21 protein-coding genes are annotated in these 19,326 nt (G+C 52.3%); 2 read left to right on the top strand and 19 right to left on the bottom strand.

The features are described 5' to 3' along the window. Position 1 precedes the first annotated feature (1 nt). Positions 2 to 625, top strand: a complete 624-nt coding sequence (locus MXMO3_RS02265; protein ID WP_117394812.1) for a class I SAM-dependent methyltransferase — start codon at positions 2 to 4, stop codon at positions 623 to 625. Here MXMO3_RS02265 and MXMO3_RS02260 read toward each other — a convergent pair. The 18 genes from MXMO3_RS02260 to MXMO3_RS02175 all read right to left on the bottom strand — a co-directional run bounded on the left by MXMO3_RS02260 (position 622) and on the right by MXMO3_RS02175 (position 18,060). Continuing rightward, on the bottom strand, positions 622 to 915 hold the full coding sequence (locus tag MXMO3_RS02260) for a hypothetical protein (protein WP_117394811.1): 294 nt from the start codon (positions 913 to 915) through the stop codon (positions 622 to 624). The genes MXMO3_RS02265 and MXMO3_RS02260 overlap by 4 nt on opposite strands. Before the next feature lie 89 nt (positions 916 to 1,004). Further along, positions 1,005 to 2,411: a dihydrolipoyl dehydrogenase gene (gene lpdA, locus MXMO3_RS02255; RefSeq protein ID WP_027835955.1), complete on the bottom strand. Its 1,407-nt coding sequence runs from the start codon at positions 2,409 to 2,411 to the stop codon at positions 1,005 to 1,007. A gap of 58 nt (positions 2,412 to 2,469) precedes the next feature. Then, a complete protein-coding gene (locus MXMO3_RS02250) occupies positions 2,470 to 3,102 on the bottom strand; it encodes a LysE family translocator (RefSeq protein ID WP_117394810.1) in 633 nt (210 codons plus the stop codon). Between the two features lie 79 nt (positions 3,103 to 3,181). Continuing rightward, positions 3,182 to 4,729 (bottom strand): 2-oxoglutarate dehydrogenase complex dihydrolipoyllysine-residue succinyltransferase, encoded by a 1,548-nt coding sequence (gene odhB, locus MXMO3_RS02245; RefSeq protein WP_117394809.1) that lies wholly within the window; start codon positions 4,727 to 4,729, stop codon positions 3,182 to 3,184. Between the two features lie 22 nt (positions 4,730 to 4,751). After that, the gene (locus MXMO3_RS02240) at positions 4,752 to 7,733 is read right to left on the bottom strand and encodes a 2-oxoglutarate dehydrogenase E1 component (protein WP_027835952.1); all 2,982 of its coding nucleotides are present in this window, start codon (positions 7,731 to 7,733) and stop codon (positions 4,752 to 4,754) included. A gap of 139 nt (positions 7,734 to 7,872) precedes the next feature. Beyond that, complete coding sequence (gene sucD / locus MXMO3_RS02235) at positions 7,873 to 8,784, bottom strand: succinate--CoA ligase subunit alpha (RefSeq protein WP_027835951.1); 912 nt, start codon at positions 8,782 to 8,784, stop codon at positions 7,873 to 7,875. A gap of 3 nt (positions 8,785 to 8,787) precedes the next feature. After that, positions 8,788 to 9,984: an ADP-forming succinate--CoA ligase subunit beta gene (gene sucC, locus MXMO3_RS02230; RefSeq protein WP_027835950.1), complete on the bottom strand. Its 1,197-nt coding sequence runs from the start codon at positions 9,982 to 9,984 to the stop codon at positions 8,788 to 8,790. Between the two features lie 42 nt (positions 9,985 to 10,026). Then, positions 10,027 to 10,989 carry a malate dehydrogenase gene (mdh, locus tag MXMO3_RS02225; RefSeq protein ID WP_027835949.1) on the bottom strand — a complete coding sequence of 321 codons (963 nt, stop codon included), beginning with the start codon at positions 10,987 to 10,989 and terminating at the stop codon, positions 10,027 to 10,029. Positions 10,990 to 11,110: 121 nt separating this feature from the next. Next, positions 11,111 to 12,265 (bottom strand): cell division protein ZapE, encoded by a 1,155-nt coding sequence (zapE, locus tag MXMO3_RS02220; protein WP_117394808.1) that lies wholly within the window; start codon positions 12,263 to 12,265, stop codon positions 11,111 to 11,113. A 22-nt stretch (positions 12,266 to 12,287) separates the two neighbouring features. Beyond that, positions 12,288 to 12,905 carry an AprI/Inh family metalloprotease inhibitor gene (locus tag MXMO3_RS02215; RefSeq protein ID WP_117394807.1) on the bottom strand — a complete coding sequence of 206 codons (618 nt, stop codon included), beginning with the start codon at positions 12,903 to 12,905 and terminating at the stop codon, positions 12,288 to 12,290. Positions 12,906 to 13,056: 151 nt separating this feature from the next. Then, positions 13,057 to 13,314, bottom strand: coding sequence for a hypothetical protein (locus tag MXMO3_RS02210; RefSeq protein ID WP_036223122.1), 258 nt, complete (start codon positions 13,312 to 13,314; stop codon positions 13,057 to 13,059). A gap of 52 nt (positions 13,315 to 13,366) precedes the next feature. Further along, positions 13,367 to 14,143, bottom strand: coding sequence for a succinate dehydrogenase iron-sulfur subunit (locus tag MXMO3_RS02205; RefSeq protein ID WP_027835946.1), 777 nt, complete (start codon positions 14,141 to 14,143; stop codon positions 13,367 to 13,369). Positions 14,144 to 14,156: 13 nt separating this feature from the next. Next, positions 14,157 to 14,597, bottom strand: coding sequence for a DUF3052 domain-containing protein (locus MXMO3_RS02200; RefSeq protein WP_117394806.1), 441 nt, complete (start codon positions 14,595 to 14,597; stop codon positions 14,157 to 14,159). Further along, on the bottom strand, positions 14,598 to 15,089 hold the full coding sequence (locus tag MXMO3_RS02195) for an AprI/Inh family metalloprotease inhibitor (RefSeq protein WP_162889098.1): 492 nt from the start codon (positions 15,087 to 15,089) through the stop codon (positions 14,598 to 14,600). Between the two features lies 1 nt (position 15,090). Beyond that, positions 15,091 to 16,896, bottom strand: coding sequence for a succinate dehydrogenase flavoprotein subunit (gene sdhA, locus MXMO3_RS02190; RefSeq protein WP_117394804.1), 1,806 nt, complete (start codon positions 16,894 to 16,896; stop codon positions 15,091 to 15,093). A 7-nt stretch (positions 16,897 to 16,903) separates the two neighbouring features. Then, positions 16,904 to 17,284: a succinate dehydrogenase, hydrophobic membrane anchor protein gene (gene sdhD / locus MXMO3_RS02185; RefSeq protein WP_027835942.1), complete on the bottom strand. Its 381-nt coding sequence runs from the start codon at positions 17,282 to 17,284 to the stop codon at positions 16,904 to 16,906. An 18-nt stretch (positions 17,285 to 17,302) separates the two neighbouring features. After that, positions 17,303 to 17,677, bottom strand: coding sequence for a succinate dehydrogenase, cytochrome b556 subunit (gene sdhC / locus MXMO3_RS02180; protein WP_036223341.1), 375 nt, complete (start codon positions 17,675 to 17,677; stop codon positions 17,303 to 17,305). 173 nt (positions 17,678 to 17,850) lie between these two features. Then, positions 17,851 to 18,060, bottom strand: coding sequence for a DUF1737 domain-containing protein (locus tag MXMO3_RS02175; RefSeq protein WP_117394803.1), 210 nt, complete (start codon positions 18,058 to 18,060; stop codon positions 17,851 to 17,853). Between the two features lie 146 nt (positions 18,061 to 18,206). On the opposite strand from MXMO3_RS02175, the gene MXMO3_RS02170 reads away from it, so the two are divergent. Beyond that, a complete protein-coding gene (locus MXMO3_RS02170; protein ID WP_027835939.1) occupies positions 18,207 to 18,851 on the top strand; it encodes a carbonic anhydrase in 645 nt (214 codons plus the stop codon). Here the strand turns inward: MXMO3_RS02170 and MXMO3_RS02165 are convergent. Continuing rightward, a complete protein-coding gene (locus MXMO3_RS02165) occupies positions 18,848 to 19,297 on the bottom strand; it encodes a GNAT family N-acetyltransferase (RefSeq protein ID WP_117394802.1) in 450 nt (149 codons plus the stop codon). The two genes, MXMO3_RS02170 and MXMO3_RS02165, sit on opposite strands and share 4 nt — an antisense overlap. Between the last annotated feature and the right edge of the window lie 29 nt (positions 19,298 to 19,326).

The following is a 19,326-nucleotide window of genomic DNA, read 5'->3' as shown; positions in this document are numbered from 1 at the left end:
CATGTCAGACGACAATGCCGACCTGACAATTTTGGCGACACAAACGCGGGAAATCTACGAGCGAAACGCCGACAAATTTGTCGCCCAACGTTCAAAAAGCAATATTGAGGCCGCTTGGCTGGATCGCTTTTTGGGCCTATTGCCGCCCGCGCCTGCCATTCTGGATATGGGCTGCGGGGCGGGTCTGCCCATCGCGGCCCATCTGCTAAATCAAGGCGCACAGGTGACTGGCATCGATGCCAGCCCCAAATTGATCGCGATGGCGCAACAAAACCTGCCGCAAGGCAGTTGGCATCTGGCCGATATGCGGGCGATGGATATGCCAGAAAAATTTGATGGCATTGTTGGCTGGAACAGCTTCTTCCACCTCACCAAAACCGAGCAGCGCACCCTGTCGCCGCAACTGGCCGGGCATCTGAAGCCAAAGGGCGCTCTTTTGCTAACCGTCGGCCCGCAAGAGGGCGAAGTAGTGGGTCAGGTGGGCGATGACCCCATCTATCACGCCAGCCTGTCGCCAGATGAATATAAAGATCGGCTCGCCGCCTGCCATATGTCGGTTGTTGATTTTGTGCCCGAAGACCCGGATTGCTTTGGCTTAACGCTGTTGCTAGCGCAGAAGAATTAGTCCTGCTGCGTCCTCGCCATTACAACATACATATCAAGGAAAAGATGCACGCATTTTGGAACGATGTAGAGCAGCAGCAACCCGATCATTTGCAGCCATAATTTTGAACCAAACACGACTGCTACAAACATTAATTTACCATCGAATGTGGGTAGGTTTTTAGCCTGATAAAATGATGTGTAGGCGCCCCAAACTGTGATCAATATGAGAAGGGCAAGGCTGATCATTGCCATAGCGGCAGCGACATCTGTCATCCATCGCAGGCGAGCCACACTTGAAGTATTATTCATAAAAATCTCCATAAAAAAACCGCCGGACCATTTTGGTCCGGCGGCTAATATTTATCGGTTTGCACCAAGGTGCAATCTCATTCAATAGCTTACATATGAATGGTGCCATCACCACAGCCGAGGGCTGCTTCGCGCACCGCTTCTGACATGGTGGGGTGGGCGTGGCAGGTGCGGGCCAAATCTTCAGCCGAACCACCAAACTCCATCAACACCGCCAGCTCATGAATCATCTCGCCAGCGCCTTTGCCCACAATATGGGCGCCCAACACGCGGTCGGTGTTTTTGTCGGCGATGATTTTCACAAACCCATCTGTTGCCAACATGGCTTTGGCGCGGCCATTGGCGGTCATTTGGAATTTACCCACCTTATAGTCGATGCCCGCATCTTTGACTTCTTCTTCGGTCTTGCCAACCGAAGCCACTTCCGGGCTGGTGTAAACAACACCGGGGATCACATCATAATTCACGTGCCCCGCCTGGCCGGCCAATATCTCGGCAATGGCCACGCCTTCATCTTCAGCTTTGTGCGCCAACATCGGGCCAACGACCACGTCGCCGATGGCGTAAATGCCATCCACATTGGTTTTATAGTGATTGTCGATTTTCACCCGACGGCGTTCGTCAAGCTCAACGCCAACTTCTTCAAGGCCAAGCCCTTCGGTATATGGCGTACGACCAATCGCCACCAACACCACATCAGCATCCAGCTCTTCTGCGTCGCCGCCAGCGGCTGGTTCAACACTTACTTTCAAGCTATCGCCCGATGTATCAACATTGGTCACTTTGGTGGAGAGCTTGAATTTAAAGCCCTGCTTTTTCAGCGTCCGTTGGAAGTTTTTCGCCACTTCCCCGTCCATGCCCGGCAAGATGCGGTCCAAATATTCCACTACCGTCACTTCTGAGCCCAAGCGCGACCAAACAGAGCCAAGTTCAAGGCCGATCACGCCTGCACCCACAACGATCATTTTTTCTGGCACAGTTTCAAGATCAAGCGCACCAGTTGAAGTCACCACGCGCTTTTCGTCAATTTCAATGCCCGGTAGGTTCGCTGAATCTGAACCGGTGGCAATAACGATATTCTTCGTGTCGATCGTCTGGGTTTCACCCTCGTCAGAGGTCACGGAAACTTTGCCCGGACCTTCAATTTTGCCCAAGCCATGGAACGCGGTGATTTTGTTTTTCTTCAACAAAAACTCGATACCGCCAGTGTTGGACTTAACGGTTTCATCCTTATGCTTCAACATGCCCGGCAGATCGACATTTAGCCCGTCAACGGCAATGCCCAGCTTGGCGAAATTATGGCCCGCTTCTTCATAAAGCTCAGACGCGTGCAACAAGGCTTTTGAAGGGATGCAGCCAATATTGAGGCACGTACCGCCATGAGTTGCGCGCTTTTCGACAACGGCAACCTTCATGCCCAATTGTGCCGCACGGATGGCACCCACATAGCCGCCAGGGCCGGTGCCGATAATGGTGAGATCAAATTGTTCTGACATAACTGCCTCTCTTATTTAAAACCCTTATGGAGGCGATGTGCTCGCCTTCTTAAACTTGTTATCGTTGTGTCAGCGCCACTTTCGCTGCCATGCCAATCAACACAGCACCCGTAGCGCGGTTAAACCATTTGCCCATGGCGTAAAATCCAGCGCGCACTTTCGGCGTGGTGAAGAAAACCGCCACCAGCGAAAACCAGCTGAACAACACAAACGCCATCACGCTCACATAGCCAAATTGAATGTGGATCGGAGTCGACAAGCTGACCAAAGTGGTGAACACCGATACGAAAAAGATCGTGGCCTTTGGGTTCAGCAGATTGGTCAAAAATCCAATGCCGAAGCTTTTGAAAATGCTCTGGCTGGCGTTGACCGCGCCGACATCAATTTTGGCCGGTTCCGGCGCGGGCGCACGCAACGACTGAATGCCCAAATAGAGCAGATAGGCCGCGCCCAAAAACCGGATAATGTTAAACGCCAAAATGGATTGAGAAATGATCAGCCCGACGCCCAAGATGGTGTAGGTGGCGTGCACAAACACAGCGGAGGCAATGCCAAGGCTGGTAAAAATGCCGGCTTTGCGGCCATTGGCGATGGATTGGCGCAGCACCATGGTAAAATCAATGCCCGGCATGATTGCGGCCAAACCAAAAACGGCCATAAGGCCGATAAACTCTACCCAATAGGCGTGCATCAGACGCGTCCCTTATAATGCGTTTTAAAACGCTTATCGTATAGGGGCGCCATCAAACCGATCGCGCCCCCAATATTCATTAAAGATCAAGCACCAAGCGCTGAGGATCTTCCAAGCTTTCTTTCAAGCGCACCAGGAAGGTCACCGCTTCCTTGCCGTCCACAATCCGGTGGTCATAGGAAAGCGCAAGATACATCATCGGCTTGATAACGATCTCGCCATTCACCACCACAGGACGCTCTTGAATTTTGTGCATACCCAAAATGCCAGATTGTGGCGCATTGAGGATCGGCGTTGACATCAAGGAGCCGTAAACACCACCATTTGAAATGGTGAAGGTACCGCCCTGCATGTCGGCCATGGACAAGTCACCATCGCGGGCAGCAACACCCAAGCGACCGATTTCTTGCTCAATCTCAGCAATCGACATCTGGTCCGCATCGCGCACAACCGGCACAACCAGACCCTTTTCCGTGCCCACAGCCACGCCAATATGGGCGTAGTTTTTGTAAACAATATCGGTGCCATCAATCTCTGCATTCACCGCTGGAATTTCTTTCAACGCGTGGCAAACAGCTTTCGTGAAAAAGCCCATAAAACCAAGCTTTACGCCGTGCTTTTTCTCGAACAGCTCTTTGTAAGATTTACGCAAATCCATCACGGGCTTCATGTCGACCTCATTAAAGGTGGTCAACATGGCCGCAGTGTTCTGCGCATCTTTCAAGCGGCGTGCAATGGTTTGGCGCAACCGGGTCATTTTCACCCGCTCTTCGCCTTCACCATCTTCACGCGGTGCCGATGCCGCAGCTTTCTTTGGTGCGCTCTCATGCTTGGCGCCCAAATTGGACACCGCAGACATCACATCTTCTTTCAAGATTTGACCGCGCTTGCCTGAGCCTTCTACGTCACCCGCATCAACGCCTTTTTCCTTCATCATCTTTTGTGCAGATGGTGCCGGCGGCATATCACCAGAATCGCTTGGCTTTTCGCTTTTGCTCTCTTCATTTGGTGCGCTGCTTTGCGCCGGGGCAGAGGCAGCACCTTCACCAACAGCGATTTTTGCAAGCACAGCGCCAACTTCAACAGTTTCACCGGTTTGTGCCACGATCTCTACGATCTTGCCCGCTTGCGGTGCAGGCACATCCATAGCGGCCTTGTCAGTTTCAAGTTCAACAACGGCTTCGTCAGCATCAACGCTGTCGCCCACTGATTTGAACCATTCGCCCACATCAGCTTCCACCACAGATTCGCCAGAACTTGGCACCAAAAGCTCAATTATTTCAGCGTCACCGCTGGATTTGTTCTCGTCCGCCATCGAAGCCTCGCTTGTCTCGGCATTATCATCATTGTCTTGATCATCATCGGATTGCGCTGGAGCTGCGTTTTCATCGCTGGCTCCAATGGCCCCAATCAAGGCGCCAACCTCAACTGTTTCACCCACTTCTGCGCTTATTGCTTCCAAAACACCATCGCTAGGCGCTGGCACTTCGATGGTGACCTTATCTGTTTCCAATTCAACAATTGGCTCATCAGTTTTGACCTGATCGCCAACTTTTTTAAACCACTGGCCAATCGTGGCCTCTGTGACGCTTTCACCCAATGTGGGCACTCTAATTTCTTGGGACATATTATCTTCCAATCAATTCGCGTTATTCGGCAAAAGCTTCGTCCAGGAAGGCCTGCAATTGGGCCAAATGATTACGCATCAAGCCTGTCGCAGTTGAAGCAGAAGCAGCACGGCCCACATAACGTGGACGTTCACCCGCGCGATCCATCTGTTCCAACACCCATTCAACATAAGGCTGAATGAAGGCCCAAGGACCCATATTTTTTGGCTCTTCCTGACACCACACAATTTCAGCATTTTTGAAGCGTGACAACTCATCATGCAATGCCTTGGCAGGGAATGGATAAAGTTGCTCCAACCGCATCAAATAAACATCATCAATGCCGCGCTTTTCGCGATCTTCCAGCAAGTCATAGTAAACCTTGCCCGAACACAGCACCACACGACGGATCTTGTCGTCGGCCTGGAGCTTGATCTCGGTTTTGCCACCCGGCGTCTCCGCATCATCCCACAACAAGCGGTGGAATGTGGAGTTTGGCCCCATCTCCTCAAGCGAGGAGACGCACCGCTTATGCCGCAACAAGCTTTTTGGCGTCATCAACACCAAAGGCTTGCGGAAATCGCGCTTTAGCTGACGCCGCAAAATATGGAAATAGTTGGCCGGTGTCGTGCAGTTCGCCACTTGCATATTGTCTTCTGCACAAAGCTGCAAAAAGCGCTCCAAACGGGCCGATGAGTGTTCAGGGCCTTGGCCCTCATAACCATGCGGCAACATCATCACGAGGCCAGACATCCGCAACCATTTGCGTTCACCTGACGAGATGAATTGGTCGATCACCACCTGCGCGCCGTTCACAAAGTCGCCAAACTGCGCCTCCCAAATGGTAAGTGCATTCGGTTCTGTCAGCGAGTAGCCATATTCAAAACCCAACACAGCTTCTTCAGACAGCATGGAATTGATCACTTCATAGCGTGCCTGACCATCTTGAATATTATTCAAGGGCGTATACATGCTGCCATCGGTTTGATCGTGCAACACGGTGTGACGCTGCGAGAAGGTGCCGCGCTCACAATCCTGGCCGGACAAACGGACCGGATGGCCCTCTGTGGCCAAGGAGCCAAACGCCAAGGCTTCGCCTAAGGCCCAATCGATGCCCTCGCCCGCCTCAATCACCTTCTTACGGTTTTTCATAAACCGTTTGATGGTTTTGTGGGCCTCAAAGCCTTCTGGGATGTCTGTGATTTTGGTGCCAATTTCTCTCAAATGGTCGACATCGACACCGGAATTACCACGTCGCGCGCCGTCTTCGGCGTGCTTGATGTTTTTCCAGGCCCCATCCATCCAGTCGGCTTTATTCGGCTTATATTCATCACCTGCTGCGAACTCTTCTTCCAAAAAGCTGCGCCATTCAGAAATGAACTTATCCACTTCGTCTTCGCTGACCACGCCATCTTGCACCAACTTATCAGCATAAGTTTGCAACGTGGTCCGGTGCGCGCGGATTGCTTTGTACATTTCCGGCTGAGTGAAGGAAGGTTCGTCGCCTTCATTGTGGCCAAAACGACGATAGCAGATCATGTCGATCACCACCGGCTTTTTGAACTTCTGGCGATATTCAATCGCAATCTTCGCCGCAAATGTAACCGCTTCAGGATCATCGCCATTCACATGGAACACCGGCGCTTCGATCATTTTCGCCACATCTGTTGGATAAGGCGAGGAGCGCGAATACATCGGCGCTGTGGTAAAGCCGATCTGGTTGTTGATCACAAAGTGGATCGAGCCGCCCGTACGGTGGCCACGCAGGCCAGATAGGCCGAAACATTCAGCCACAACGCCCTGCCCGGCAAACGCCGCGTCACCATGCAACAGCAAAGGCAAAACGCTTGAACGATCAGTTTCCTTCGGCGGTACAAAAATGCCGTTTTCCGCATTGTGCTGATCCTGCTTGGCGCGGGCCTTGCCCAACACAACCGGGTTCACAATTTCCAAGTGCGACGGGTTCGCGGTCAATGACAAGTGTACATTGTTGCCATCAAACTCGCGGTCAGACGAAGCACCAAGGTGGTACTTCACGTCGCCCGACCCTTCCACATCGTCCGGGTGCGGCGCGCCGCCCTTAAATTCGTGGAACAAGGCGCGGTGGGTTTTGCCCATCACTTGGGTCAAAACGTTCAAACGCCCGCGGTGGGCCATGCCCAACACAATGTCTTTAACGCCCAAAGCGCCGCCACGCTTGATGATCTGCTCAAGCGCGGGGATCAGACTTTCGCCGCCATCAAGACCGAACCGCTTGGTACCGGTATATTTCACGTCCAAAAACTTCTCAAAGCCTTCCGCTTCGATCAGCTTTTTCAAAATGGCGATCTTGCCTTCTTTGGTGAAAGCGATCTCTTTATCTGGTCCCTCAATCCGTTCCTGCAGCCAGCCCTTGGCTTCTGGATCGGAGATGTGCATAAATTCAATGCCGAAGGTCGAACAATAAGTCCGGCGCAAAATCTCGAGCATTTCGGGGATCGTGGCATATTCCAGCCCCAAATAATAATCGATGAAGATCTTGCGATCATAATCTTTTTCGCTAAAGCCATATGAAGCCGGATCAAGCTCAGGCGCATGCGCCCGATCTGAAAGGTTCAACGGATCAAGATCCGCATGCAAATGGCCGCGCATACGATAAGCGCGGATCATCATGATGGCATGAATAGAGTCCCGCGTGGCCTGCTGCACTTGGGTGGAATCAATCGCAATGCCTTTGGCTTTGGCATTGTCGCGCACCGCTTTTTCCGCCTTGGCTTCAAAGCGGCTCCAGTCGCCATCAAGGGCAGCAACCAACTCGCCGCCTTCGGCGCGAGGCCAATCTGAACGCTCCCAAGATGGGCCGGACGCACTCTTTTTGACGTCCTCAGCATTATCCTTGAGCTCGGCAAAAAAAGACCGCCACGTGTCGTCAACGCTGGCGGGATTTTCTTGGTATTTGGCGTAAAGCTCTTCAATATAGCCGGCATTGCCGCCATAAAGAAAAGATGTGAGCAGAAACGCTGAGTTCTGTTCTTGTCGTGTCATTGACCTGCCTGGCGAGGCGTGACCTCGTCGTCCCCTATTCCAACAAAATATGCAGCTGTCACGAGCTGCGTCCAGTTTAGTATCGCGCGGGAGGCGTTAGGTTTCAATTAACGCTAACCCCGCGCAATAATTTGATTTTTTAGCCCTTAAGGACTTCCAAAAGCGTTTCACCGATTTTGGCTGGAGAGCGAGACACTTTAATGCCTGCATCTTCCATGGCGGCGATCTTGTCTTCCGCGCCACCTTTGCCGCCAGAAATCACAGCACCCGCATGGCCCATTGTGCGCCCTGGAGGAGCTGTCAAACCAGCAATAAAGCCAGCCATCGGCTTCGAACGGCCTTTTTTGGCTTCTTGTTTGATGAATTCGGCTGCTTCTTCTTCCGCAGAACCACCAATTTCACCGATCATGATGATGCTTTCTGTTTCATCATCATCCAGGAACATATCGAGCATGTCGATAAATTCAGTGCCCTTAACCGGGTCGCCACCGATGCCCACAGCTGTGGATTGGCCAAGGCCCGCATTGGTTGTTTGGAACACAGCTTCATAAGTCAATGTGCCTGAACGCGACACAATGCCCACTGAACCTTTGGAGAAAATGTTACCAGGCATAATGCCGATTTTGCATTCGTTCGGTGTCAAAACGCCGGGGCAGTTTGGCCCGATCAAACGTGAGTTTGATTTCTCAAGCGCGGCTTTCACCTTCACCATGTCCATCACAGGCACGCCTTCGGTGATGCAAACGATCAGCTCGATCTCAGCTTCAATCGCTTCCATGATCGCGGCGGCTGCGCCTGCAGGTGGCACATAAACAACTGACGCATTGGCGCCTGTTTCTTTTTTGCCTTCTGCAACGCTGGCAAACACGGGTAGATCCTGTGTGCCGTCGCCCACATTACCTGTCCAGGTGGAGCCACCCTTTTTCGGGTGAATGCCGCCCACCATTTTGGTGCCGTGATAAGCAAGTGCTTGCTCAGTGTGGAACGTACCTGTTTTACCGGTCAGGCCCTGAACCAACACTTTTGTATCTTTATTGATCAAAATAGACATTGGTTACGCCCCTTTCACTGCAGCAACAATTTTCTGCGCGGCATCGTCAAGATCATCTGCTGGGATCACGTTCAAGCCGCTCTCTTCAATGAGCTTTTTGCCTTCCGCAACCTTCGTGCCTTCAAGACGCACAACCAAAGGCACGTCCAATCCAACTTCTTTCACCGCGGTCAAAACGCCCTCTGCGATCACGTCGCAGCGCATAATGCCACCAAAGATGTTGACCAAAATGCCTTTAACATTCGGGTCCGCTGTGATGATTTTAAAGGCTGCTGTCACTTTTTCGGCGTTCGCGCCACCACCAACGTCAAGGAAGTTGGCAGGCTCTTCGCCATAAAGCTTGATGATGTCCATGGTGGACATGGCCAAGCCAGCGCCGTTCACCATACAACCGATGGTGCCGTCCAAAGCGATGTAGGCCAAATCATATTTGCTGGCTTCGATCTCTTTGTCGTCTTCTTCAGTCAAGTCGCGCAATTCAACAATGTCCGGATGGCGGAACAAGGCGTTGCCGTCAAAAGAAACCTTGGCATCCAACACGCGCAAATGACCGTCTTTCATCACGATCAGCGGGTTGATTTCCAGAAGGCTCATGTCTTTTTCAGTGAAGGCTTTATAAAGGATAGGGAACAGCTTCATGCCATCGGCACGCGCATCACCATCCAATTTCAACGCATCACAAATCGCAGACGCGTTGGCTTCAGTTACGCCAGCATCTGGATCAATAGAAATATTGTGGATTTTCTCAGGTGTTTCCTCGGCAACCGCTTCAATGTCCATGCCGCCTTCAGTGGAAACCACAAAGGCAACTTGGCCAGTCACACGATCAACCAGCAGCGAAAGATATAGCTCGCGCTCAATGTCCGCGCCATCTTCCAAATAAAGCTGGTTCACTTGCTTGCCAGCTGGGCCAGTCTGCTTGGTCACCAATGTGTTGCCGAGCATCTCGTCCACATGGGCCTGCATTTCATCCAAATCAAAAGCAAGACGCACGCCACCTTTGGCATCTTCAGGCAATTCTTTGAATTTACCTTTGCCGCGGCCACCAGCGTGAATTTGGCTTTTTACCACCCACAATGGGCCGCCCAATTCTTCAGCCGCTTTGCGCGCTTCTTCTTTTGAAAAAATTGGAATACCTTTGGCCACTGGCGCGCCATAGGAGGCCAAGAGCTTCTTGGCCTGATATTCATGAATGTTCATCGCATCACTCCGTTGGTTTCGCGATTCAAGTTTAAGCGCGCGTTACGCCAATTTCGGTGCAATTTTCTTGCACGCCTCAACAAGACCATCGACAGACGCGACAGACTTATCAAATTGAGTTTGCTCAGATTTGGTCAAGGAGATCTCAACAACCCGCTCAACGCCATCCGAACCGATCACGGTTGGTACGCCGACATACATGCCTTTCACGCCGAACTCACCCTTCAGGTAAGCCGCACAAGGCAGAACGCGCTTCTTGTCTTTCAAATAGCTTTCAGCCATCGCAATCGCAGATGTCGCTGGGGCGTAGAAAGCTGAACCTGTTTTCAACAAGCCCACGATCTCCGCACCGCCATCACGTGTGCGCTGAACGATTTCTTCCAAACGCTCTTTGGTGATCCAGCCCATTTTGACCAAATCTGTCAAAGGAATGCCGGCGACTGTGGAATAGCGGGTCAACGGCACCATCGTGTCGCCATGGCCGCCCAATACGAATGCGGTTACGTCTTGTACAGATACGTCAAATTCATCCGCGATAAAGTGACGGAAGCGCGAGCTATCCAAAACGCCAGCCATGCCCACAACTTTGTTGGCAGGCAAACCGGAGAAACGCTGCAACGCCCAAACCATGGCATCCAGCGGGTTGGTGATACAGATCACAAAGGCGTCTGGTGCATATTTTGCAATGCCCGCGCCAACCTGTTCCATCACCTTCAAATTGATTTCCAACAAATCATCGCGGCTCATGCCCGGCTTACGCGGCACGCCTGCGGTTACGATCACAACGTCCGCACCAGCGATGTCTTTATATTCTGAAGTGCCTTTCAAACGGCTGTCATAACCGTCTACCGGCGCAGATTGTGCCAAATCAAGCGCTTTGCCCTGCGGCACACCATCAACAATATCAAACAAGGTTACATCACCAAGTTCTTTTGCAGCAGCCAAGTGAGCCAAGGTGCCACCGATCTGTCCGGCGCCGATCAGAGCGATTTTTTTTCGAGCCATTTCCCAAGTTTCCCTATAGGTAAAGTAAGTTGTTTCCAGTCCCTCAATAACGCTAAGTGACTAGTTGTGCAAGTGAACCCTTCGTATTAGTTGCACCCCAAACCCAGCGTTTCCAGACCTGTCACGCCTCACCTGAATTCTCATCCGTCTCTTCCACATCATTGAGCGGTGCGCCCAAATATTCAAGAGATCGCATTTCCATCAACCGCGACAGGGTACGTTGAAATTCAAAAGCCGTTTTATCGTCGCCACTTAACTCGTTCAAAGGGGCCGCAAAAGACGCCGCCAACTTGCACCCGCGATCATATAAAGTATCGATCAGCAAGATAAATCGCTTGGCCGCATCGCTGCGCGCCCGATCCAAATAGGGGATCTCATCAATGATAAAGGTGTGATAATGGTGCGAAAGCCGCAAATAATCGCGCGCGCCCAGCGGCGCTTCACACAATTGCTTAAACCCGATTCGCATCACGCCCATGGCCTGCTGCGGCACTTCAAAACGTCGCCCCAGCAAATTGATCTCTTCAGGCTCCCCCGCCTGCCCACCAGTCAAATTGCGCCATACGCGATCCAACCCGGCCCGCGCCTCCTCGTCATGACCAAAGAAATAGATCGGCTGCTCTTCCAGCTTCTCGCGCCGATAATCATGATCAACATCTAGGCGCAGCACATGTGTTTGCTGTTTAAGCAGCGCAATAAAGGGCAACACCAATTGTCGGTTCAGCCCGTCTTTATAAAGACCATCTGGCGGTACATTCGAGGTGGCCACCACGACAATGCCTGCGGCGAACAATTGTTCAAACAAGCGCGAAAGCAGCATGGCATCGGTGATGTCATTGACGTGAAATTCGTCAAAACACAGCAATTTGGTGGAATCGATGATCGGCCCGGTCACGTGCGGAATGGGGTCTCGCCCACCCCGATCTTTGCCGTCATCGCTTTTGCGATAGGCGGTAATCGCCTCATGCACTTCCGCCATAAATTCATGAAAATGCACGCGGCGCTTTTTCTTGATATCAATATGGTTGAAAAACAAATCCATCAGCATGGTTTTGCCGCGCCCCACATCGCCCCAAATATAAAGGCCCTTGGGCGCATCGGCTGCATGATCGCGGCCCAGCAGACGCTGGATCAAATTTGGCTTATTGTCCTGATGGCTGCGCAAACCGGAAGCAAGCTGATCAAAATGGCGCACAATATCGGCTTGTGCCGGATCAGGCTTAAGCACCTGATCAGCGACCAGTTTTTCATAATGCGCGAAAAATGTTTGCCCCATAAAGGCGTTTACCCGCTTGGCGTTAGCCGACCATGGAAATGCCCTGGCCCCCTGCCATGGTGCCCACAAAGCGGTCCCCATTTTGCAGCAGATTACCGATCATTTGGCCTTGCTCGTTAAACAATTGCACCTGATTGCCTGCCAACTGCCATGAGCTGACCGCGGCAACTGCTGGCAACGCACAATTTGGCGCAGACGCACGGTAGCGTCCAGTCGATCCCTTGGCCGATTGTGTCAAATTGAGGCGGCACGTTTCTTCACCCGCCTGCACCGTCCACACGCCCAAGAGCTTCAACACCGTCAATGGCCCGGTCAAATCGCGACCAGCCACATTTGTGTTCTCATTGACATCGTCAAGCGACACGAACGATCCATCGCTCTCGCCAAACAATGGCTGCGCTTCGCCATCTACCGTTTGATTGCCGGCCAATTGCGGGTCTTGTGATTGAGGCTGGCTGCCATCTGCGGGCGGCAATTCCGACTGGTTCACTGTGCCAGTGCTCACCGGCGTCAATTGTTCAGGCGGCGGCGCATTGCGTGAAGATGATGTAAATGGCGAACGTGTGGTTGTACACCCGGCCAGCGCGATGACACCAACAACGCACCCCAGTTGAACAAGTTTCACAATATTTTTCGCCATGCACGGATCTCCTTGGTGCGGAATGTTCTGTAAGCCTGCTTGAAAAAGGTTAAAAGGCCATCAACCATAAGTTTGTCAAGCCCATTGCCCACATCAAGCGCCGTCTATGGCGAATAGGCCTTATTGTGTTCTAGTCAGGAATGTGGCGAGTTTACGTCTCTTGGTCGGATTGATCCGGAATTGACTCTTTTTTGAAGTCTTCACGCAAACTATCGAGCAAAAGCTTGGCGTCCTCCGCTTCGCTACCCGGCACCACAATGGGCACCCCGCTTGGGCCGATGGCACCGGCAAAGCCCGCCAAGCCGACCTCATTGCCCTCAATGGGATGAAACCCATGTGACTTAAGCGCCAAGATCAACAAGCGCGCCTCGCCCAAATCGTCAATCTTTGCAATTGTTGTAAGGCTCATCTCCGCCCTTTCAAAAGAAAACCGCCCCAAAGAGGCGGTTTTCGTCTCGTGGCTAAACAGCGCGTTCAACCATCATCTTTTTGATCTCACCAATCGCCTTGGCCGGGTTCAACCCTTTTGGACAAGTGTTGGTGCAGTTCATAATTGTGTGGCAGCGATAAAGCCGGAATGGATCTTCCAGATCGTCCAACCGCTCACCTGTCGCTTCATCGCGACTATCAATCAACCAACGATAGGCTTGTAGAAGTACCGCTGGTCCCAAATAGCGGTCACCATTCCACCAATAGCTTGGGCAAGAAGTGGAGCAACAAGCGCAAAGGATACACTCATAGAGCCCGTCGAGCTTTTCGCGGTCTTCCCGCGCTTGCAGCCATTCGGTGCGGGGCTCAGGGGTCTTGGTTTGCAACCAAGGCTTAATGGAACGGTGCTGGGCGTAAAAATTGGTCAAGTCCGGCACCAAATCCTTCACCACCGGCATGTGCGGCAATGGATAGACATTGATCGGGCCCTTAAACTCATCAATGCCCTTGGTGCACGCCAACGTGTTCAGGCCGCCAATATTCATGGCGCAAGACCCGCAGATCCCCTCACGGCAAGACCGACGCAAGGTCAAAGTGGGGTCCACCTTGTCTTTAATGTACAACAGCGCATCCAACACCATGGGGCCGCAATCGTCCAAATCAACAAAATAGGTGTCGATACGTGGATTATCGCCGCTATCCGGATCATAGCGATAAATATGGAATTCACGCACATTGCTGCCCGAAGGTTTCGGCCATGTCTTGCCCTTTTTGGGCTGTGAATTTTTAGGCAGGGTCAATTGAACCATTCTTATCGGCTCCCTAGTGTAAATGCCGCTGATCTTTGCGAATGACGAGCTTTAACCCGGACCAAATCGCATCAACAGCACAGACTTTGACATCAACAAGATCAGTTTGAAGCGCCAGCGCCCGCACCACATCTTCTGTGACATCCGTTTCAACTTTAGCGGCCTTTTTGGGCCATGAAATCCAAATCATGCCATCCGGCACGATCACCCGCTGCAACAGCGGCATATTCTTCTCAAGTTGGCTTTTCGCTTTCGTAAAGCCATGTACCACGTCAAATCGCGTAGTATCTGCAGTCAAATCGTCCCAACTACATTCTGCCACCAACTCAAACTCGCGCGCGCTTTTCAGCGCCTGTTGGCTTTGCGGCAAATCCACAAACATCACTTTGTGGCCATCCTTTAAGCCAAGCTTTTTCGGCAGTGGCGTCCCGGAATAGCCCGTATCGACACCCATCTACGCGCTCCGCACAAACGTTGCCGGATGGCTCGCGCCAGTGGTGATGGTGAACTCACCCTGATAGCGATATGTGGTGGCCGCCTCAAACATGCCTATTTGACGGGTCTTTTCGTCAAACAGCACAATCTTGCTGTCGGCCAAAGCCCATCCCGCCACATTGCGCATGCCTTTCACACATTCCGGTGTGGGCACAGCGCTGCGCACGGCGGCGCCATTTTGCATGCCAATCCGCAACTCCACCAGACACTCCCGATCTGAATTGTCAGCCAAAATCCAAAAGCCAGCCAAGTCCTGCTCGGGAATGCTTCCGATGTTCTGCGCACCGCCACTTTGTGCTTCAGCGGTTACGCCTTTGCCCATTTCGTCCCGGCTTGTTTCGCCGCCCCAGGTTTCCGCGCGCCGTGCTGTTGGCTCGTCAGTGACAAAGCACCCCGCCAACACCACCGCCGCAACACCTGTTGCCGCTATCAAACCAAAACGAAAGCGCATTTTAGTAAACCCGCGCTTTCGGTGCGATCTTTGCCAAATCCACTTCTTCGGAGATCGGGTCCACATGGACTTCGCGCAAGGACAATTCGACCTTACCATCTTCAGACAGGCGGGAAATCGAGTGCTGACGCCAGTTCTTGTCGTCACGATCAGGATAATCTTCCCGCGCATGCGCGCCGCGGCTTTCCTTGCGGGCCTCGGCTGAAACAACAGTGGTCATCGCGTTGGCCATCAGGTTTTCAAGCTCAAGTGTTTCCACCAAATCTGTGTTCCAGATCATAGAGCGGTCATGCACCTTGACGTCGGCCATCTCGCCCCAAATCTCGGTCATGCGCTTGACGCCTGATTGCAATGTCTCTTCGGTGCGGAACACGGCCGCATCTTCCTGCATTGCCCGTTGCATCTTGTCACGCAATTGTGCGGTCGAAATCGATCCGTCTGCATGACGCAACCGATCAAAACGTGCCATAGTCTTTTCAAAGCTGGCTTCATTCACGTCAGGTACAGCGGCTTCTTTATCCACCACTTTGCCCGCACGAATGGCAGCTGCCCGGCCAAACACCACCAAATCGATAAGTGAGTTTGAACCCAAGCGGTTGGCCCCGTGCACAGAAGCACAGCCTGCCTCACCCACAGCCATCAGGCCGGGTACGATTGCATCTGGATTGTCTTCGGTTGGGTTAAGCACCTCACCCCAATAATTGGTCGGCACACCGCCCATATTGTAGTGAACGGTTGGGATCACAGGGATCGGCTCGCGGGTCAAATCGACGCCCGCAAACACTTTCGCGCTTTCGGTAATGCCCGGCAAGCGCTCGGCCAGCACATCTGGATCAAGGTGATCAAGGTGCAAGAAAATATGGTCTTTGTTCGGGCCAACACCGCGGCCTTCACGAATTTCCATGGTCATGCAGCGCGAAACCACATCGCGCGATGCCAAATCTTTAGCGTTTGGCGCGTAGCGCTCCATAAAGCGTTCGCCTTCTGAGTTGGTCAGATAACCGCCCTCACCGCGCGCACCCTCGGTGATCAACACACCTGCGCCGTAAATGCCTGTGGGGTGGAACTGCACAAACTCCATATCCTGCAACGGCAAGCCCGCACGGGCCACCATGCCGCCGCCATCACCAGTACAAGTGTGAGCAGAGGTTGCAGAGAAATAGGCACGTCCATAACCGCCCGTCGCCAACACGGTTTGCTTGGCACGGAAACGGTGAATCGTACCATCATCCAATTTCCAGGCGATCACGCCCTGGCACTCACCATCTTCGCTCATCAGCAAATCAGTGGCGAAATATTCAATGAAGAACTGCGCATTGTTGCGCAAGGATTGGCCATAAAGCGTATGCAAAATCGCGTGACCTGTCCGGTCAGCCGCCGCGCATGTGCGCTGCACTGGTGGGCCTTCGCCGAAATTTTGCATATGTCCACCAAACGGACGCTGATAAATCTTGCCCTCTTCGGTGCGTGAAAATGGCACGCCATAATGCTCTAGCTCATAAACGGCCTTTGGCGCTTCACGAGCGAGATATTCCATCGCGTCATTGTCGCCCAGCCAATCAGAGCCTTTGACCGTGTCATACATATGCCACTGCCAGCTATCCGGGCCCATATTACCCAAAGATGCGGCAATGCCGCCCTGCGCCGCAACTGTGTGTGACCGCGTGGGAAACACTTTTGAAATACAGGCCGTGCGCAAACCCTGCTCAGCCATGCCAAGCGTTGCCCGCAAGCCCGCGCCGCCAGCACCAACAACAACCACGTCAAATTCGTGGTCGATAACTTCATAATCGCCATGCTTTGCCATTGCGGGCCTAACCTCCAAAACTCAATTTCAACAGTGACACGGTGGCGATAATCGCCACGCCAAACGCAAAGAAACTGTTGAGCATCAACAGCAGCCATTTGGTGCTTTCAGTGTGCACATAATCTTCGATCACCACTTGCAGCCCCAAACGCATATGAATAGATGCGGAGACAATGGCGAGAATGGCAAAGCCAGTGATAAACGGATTGGCGAATGTGGCCACCATCTGCGCCCGATCGGCACCAACAAGGCTGATCACCAACCAAACGGAAAAAAGCATCAGCGGCACATTGGCCAAAGCCGTTAAGCGCTGATTCCAAAAATGCTCAGTGCCGCTCTTGGCGGACCCAAGCCCAGTCACCCGAGATAAAGGTGTACGAAAACTCATTTCTAGCCCCCCAAAGCGCTAAATCAAAAATAGCCAGACAATGCCCGTGAGAATGACAGACCCACCAAGGGTTGCCCATGCCATGGTGTATCGCTCAGGCCCGTAGCCCTTGCCAAGATCCCAAACGAAGTGGCGCAAACCGCCCAGCATGTGGTGGAACAAGGCCCACGTATATCCAATCAGGATCAATTTGCCGAACCAATGGCCGAAAAAGCCCTGCGCGACGCCGAAAGCGCCGTCGCCAATCGCGGCCGCTGCCAACCACCACACCACAAGGGCTGTGCCAACAGTCAAACCAACACCGGTAATGCGATGCACGATCGACATCACCATGGTGACTTCTTCTTTATAGATCAAAATATGTGGAGATAAGGGTCGATTGGGTTCAGCCATGGCGTCAATTGCCTCTTCTATTTGCCCTCGCCGCGCAAACGGCCATTGGTCGAGTGTGGTCAATGATTACCCTTTGGCCGTCAATTCGTCAAAGAAAACCATATCCACCTTAAGTCGGATACCAACGCTTACCTATAGGTAAAGCGTAAATCAAGTCTCATTTGACCGATCAGTTACTCATAATCGGTTAATTTCCGATCTGGATCATAAGGCTGATCCGCGACCTGCTTGATCACCGCTTGGCCGCACCGCATTTTGCCTGCGTCCGGATCGAAACAGTATTTCGGCTCTCCATAAAGCACCCACCCCTCAGCTAGGGCCTTAGTTACTTTGTGACAAAAGCTTGAATCATCATCTGCAGACAAGAAACGATAGATGTCCATTTATTCCAATTCCTTCTTAAAACGGCATGCAAATAAACACAGACCATAAATATAGTGGTAGAAACATACTGTTTATGTTTTTTTGACCTTGCCTGCATCCAGGCGATCAATAAATTATCAGAAGTGCAAACAAATCAAAGAGACTGATGGCAAATTTTCCAGATCGACTCATCCAAGGGTACAAAGAGTTCACATCTTCCGCACTGGAAACTGAACGCGCAAGATATAAGGAACTTGCTGAAAAGGGGCAAAACCCTTCAGTTTTGATTATCGCCTGCTGCGACAGCCGCGCCGCGCCAGAAACTATTTTTTCCGCTGGTCCGGGTGAATTGTTCGTGGTGCGCAACGTCGCCAATCTGGTGCCGCCCTATGCACCAGATGGCAACCACCACTCCACATCCGCAGCCATTGAATTTGCCGTCAAAGGCCTTGGCGTTAAAGACATTGTCGTGATGGGCCACGGCCGCTGTGGCGGCATTCAAGCTGCGCTTTCAAATGACGGCAGCAAGCTTGATGAGGGTGACTTTATTGGCAAATGGATGAGCCTTCTGGCACCGGTCGCCGAACAGGTGGCGGCAACAGAGAGCGTAATGACACCCGCCGAACGCCAAAACGCGCTCGAGCGTGTGTCCATTCGCAAATCCGTCCATAATTTGCGTGACTTCCCTTACATTTCAGAAATGGAAAAGGATGGCAGCCTCAATCTGCACGGCGCATGGTTTGATATCTCAACGGCAGAGCTTTGGGTGATGAACGGCGAAACGGGCGACTTTACGCGCGCGGAGAGCTAATCGCGCACCCAGCGATAAAGCCGATCCGGCAGGCCTTCATCATTTTCACCGGGCGTTGTGCGCACGAGTGCGAAGCCTTGCTGTTCATAAAACTGGCGCGCGCGCAAATTGGCCTCAAAGCACCAAAGCTCAAGGCGACGCGCGCGCGATTTGGCATCATCCAACAGTGCTTTACCCACCCCCTTGCCAATCGCATCGGGATGCACATAAAGGTGCGCAATCCAATGATCAATACGGACCAAGAACCCAAAAAGCTGATGGTCCAATAGACCGATTTTCACATCACCACGACTCAACAAATCCTTGAGATGCGCAAAATCCTGTTCACGGGAATAAAGAATGGGCAAGAACGGCAACAGCTTTTGCCGGGAAGCGCGAAAGATCTCCACCAAACGTGGCAGATCTTTTTCCGTTGCTGCACGAATTTGGATGTGTTGGTCGACCATCTTACCGCCTCAAACAAAACACCCGCTGG

This window comes from Maritalea myrionectae, assembly GCF_003433515.1.
Classification (GTDB): domain Bacteria; phylum Pseudomonadota; class Alphaproteobacteria; order Rhizobiales; family Devosiaceae; genus Maritalea; species Maritalea myrionectae.
This window is presented reverse-complemented; position numbering and strand designations above follow the sequence as displayed.

Coding starts and splice junctions, on each gene's coding strand:
- lpdA (WP_027835955.1), bottom strand. CDS start 2,411: ATGTCAGAACAATTTGATCTCACCATTATCGGCACCGGCCCTGGCGGC.
- MXMO3_RS02200 (WP_117394806.1), bottom strand. CDS start 14,597: ATGGGTGTCGATACGGGCTATTCCGGGACGCCACTGCCGAAAAAGCTT.
- MXMO3_RS02210 (WP_036223122.1), bottom strand. CDS start 13,314: ATGAGCCTTACAACAATTGCAAAGATTGACGATTTGGGCGAGGCGCGC.
- MXMO3_RS02205 (WP_027835946.1), bottom strand. CDS start 14,143: ATGGTTCAATTGACCCTGCCTAAAAATTCACAGCCCAAAAAGGGCAAG.
- zapE (WP_117394808.1), bottom strand. CDS start 12,265: ATGGGGCAAACATTTTTCGCGCATTATGAAAAACTGGTCGCTGATCAG.
- MXMO3_RS02260 (WP_117394811.1), bottom strand. CDS start 915: ATGAATAATACTTCAAGTGTGGCTCGCCTGCGATGGATGACAGATGTC.
- MXMO3_RS02175 (WP_117394803.1), bottom strand. CDS start 18,060: ATGGACATCTATCGTTTCTTGTCTGCAGATGATGATTCAAGCTTTTGT.
- sdhC (WP_036223341.1), bottom strand. CDS start 17,677: ATGGCTGAACCCAATCGACCCTTATCTCCACATATTTTGATCTATAAA.
- MXMO3_RS02240 (WP_027835952.1), bottom strand. CDS start 7,733: ATGACACGACAAGAACAGAACTCAGCGTTTCTGCTCACATCTTTTCTT.
- MXMO3_RS02195 (WP_162889098.1), bottom strand. CDS start 15,089: ATGCGCTTTCGTTTTGGTTTGATAGCGGCAACAGGTGTTGCGGCGGTG.
- odhB (WP_117394809.1), bottom strand. CDS start 4,729: ATGTCCCAAGAAATTAGAGTGCCCACATTGGGTGAAAGCGTCACAGAG.
- MXMO3_RS02250 (WP_117394810.1), bottom strand. CDS start 3,102: ATGCACGCCTATTGGGTAGAGTTTATCGGCCTTATGGCCGTTTTTGGT.
- mdh (WP_027835949.1), bottom strand. CDS start 10,989: ATGGCTCGAAAAAAAATCGCTCTGATCGGCGCCGGACAGATCGGTGGC.
- MXMO3_RS02215 (WP_117394807.1), bottom strand. CDS start 12,905: ATGGCGAAAAATATTGTGAAACTTGTTCAACTGGGGTGCGTTGTTGGT.
- sucC (WP_027835950.1), bottom strand. CDS start 9,984: ATGAACATTCATGAATATCAGGCCAAGAAGCTCTTGGCCTCCTATGGC.
- MXMO3_RS02170 (WP_027835939.1), top strand. CDS start 18,207: ATGGCAAATTTTCCAGATCGACTCATCCAAGGGTACAAAGAGTTCACA.
- MXMO3_RS02265 (WP_117394812.1), top strand. CDS start 2: ATGTCAGACGACAATGCCGACCTGACAATTTTGGCGACACAAACGCGG.
- sdhD (WP_027835942.1), bottom strand. CDS start 17,284: ATGAGTTTTCGTACACCTTTATCTCGGGTGACTGGGCTTGGGTCCGCC.
- sucD (WP_027835951.1), bottom strand. CDS start 8,784: ATGTCTATTTTGATCAATAAAGATACAAAAGTGTTGGTTCAGGGCCTG.
- sdhA (WP_117394804.1), bottom strand. CDS start 16,896: ATGGCAAAGCATGGCGATTATGAAGTTATCGACCACGAATTTGACGTG.
- MXMO3_RS02165 (WP_117394802.1), bottom strand. CDS start 19,297: ATGGTCGACCAACACATCCAAATTCGTGCAGCAACGGAAAAAGATCTG.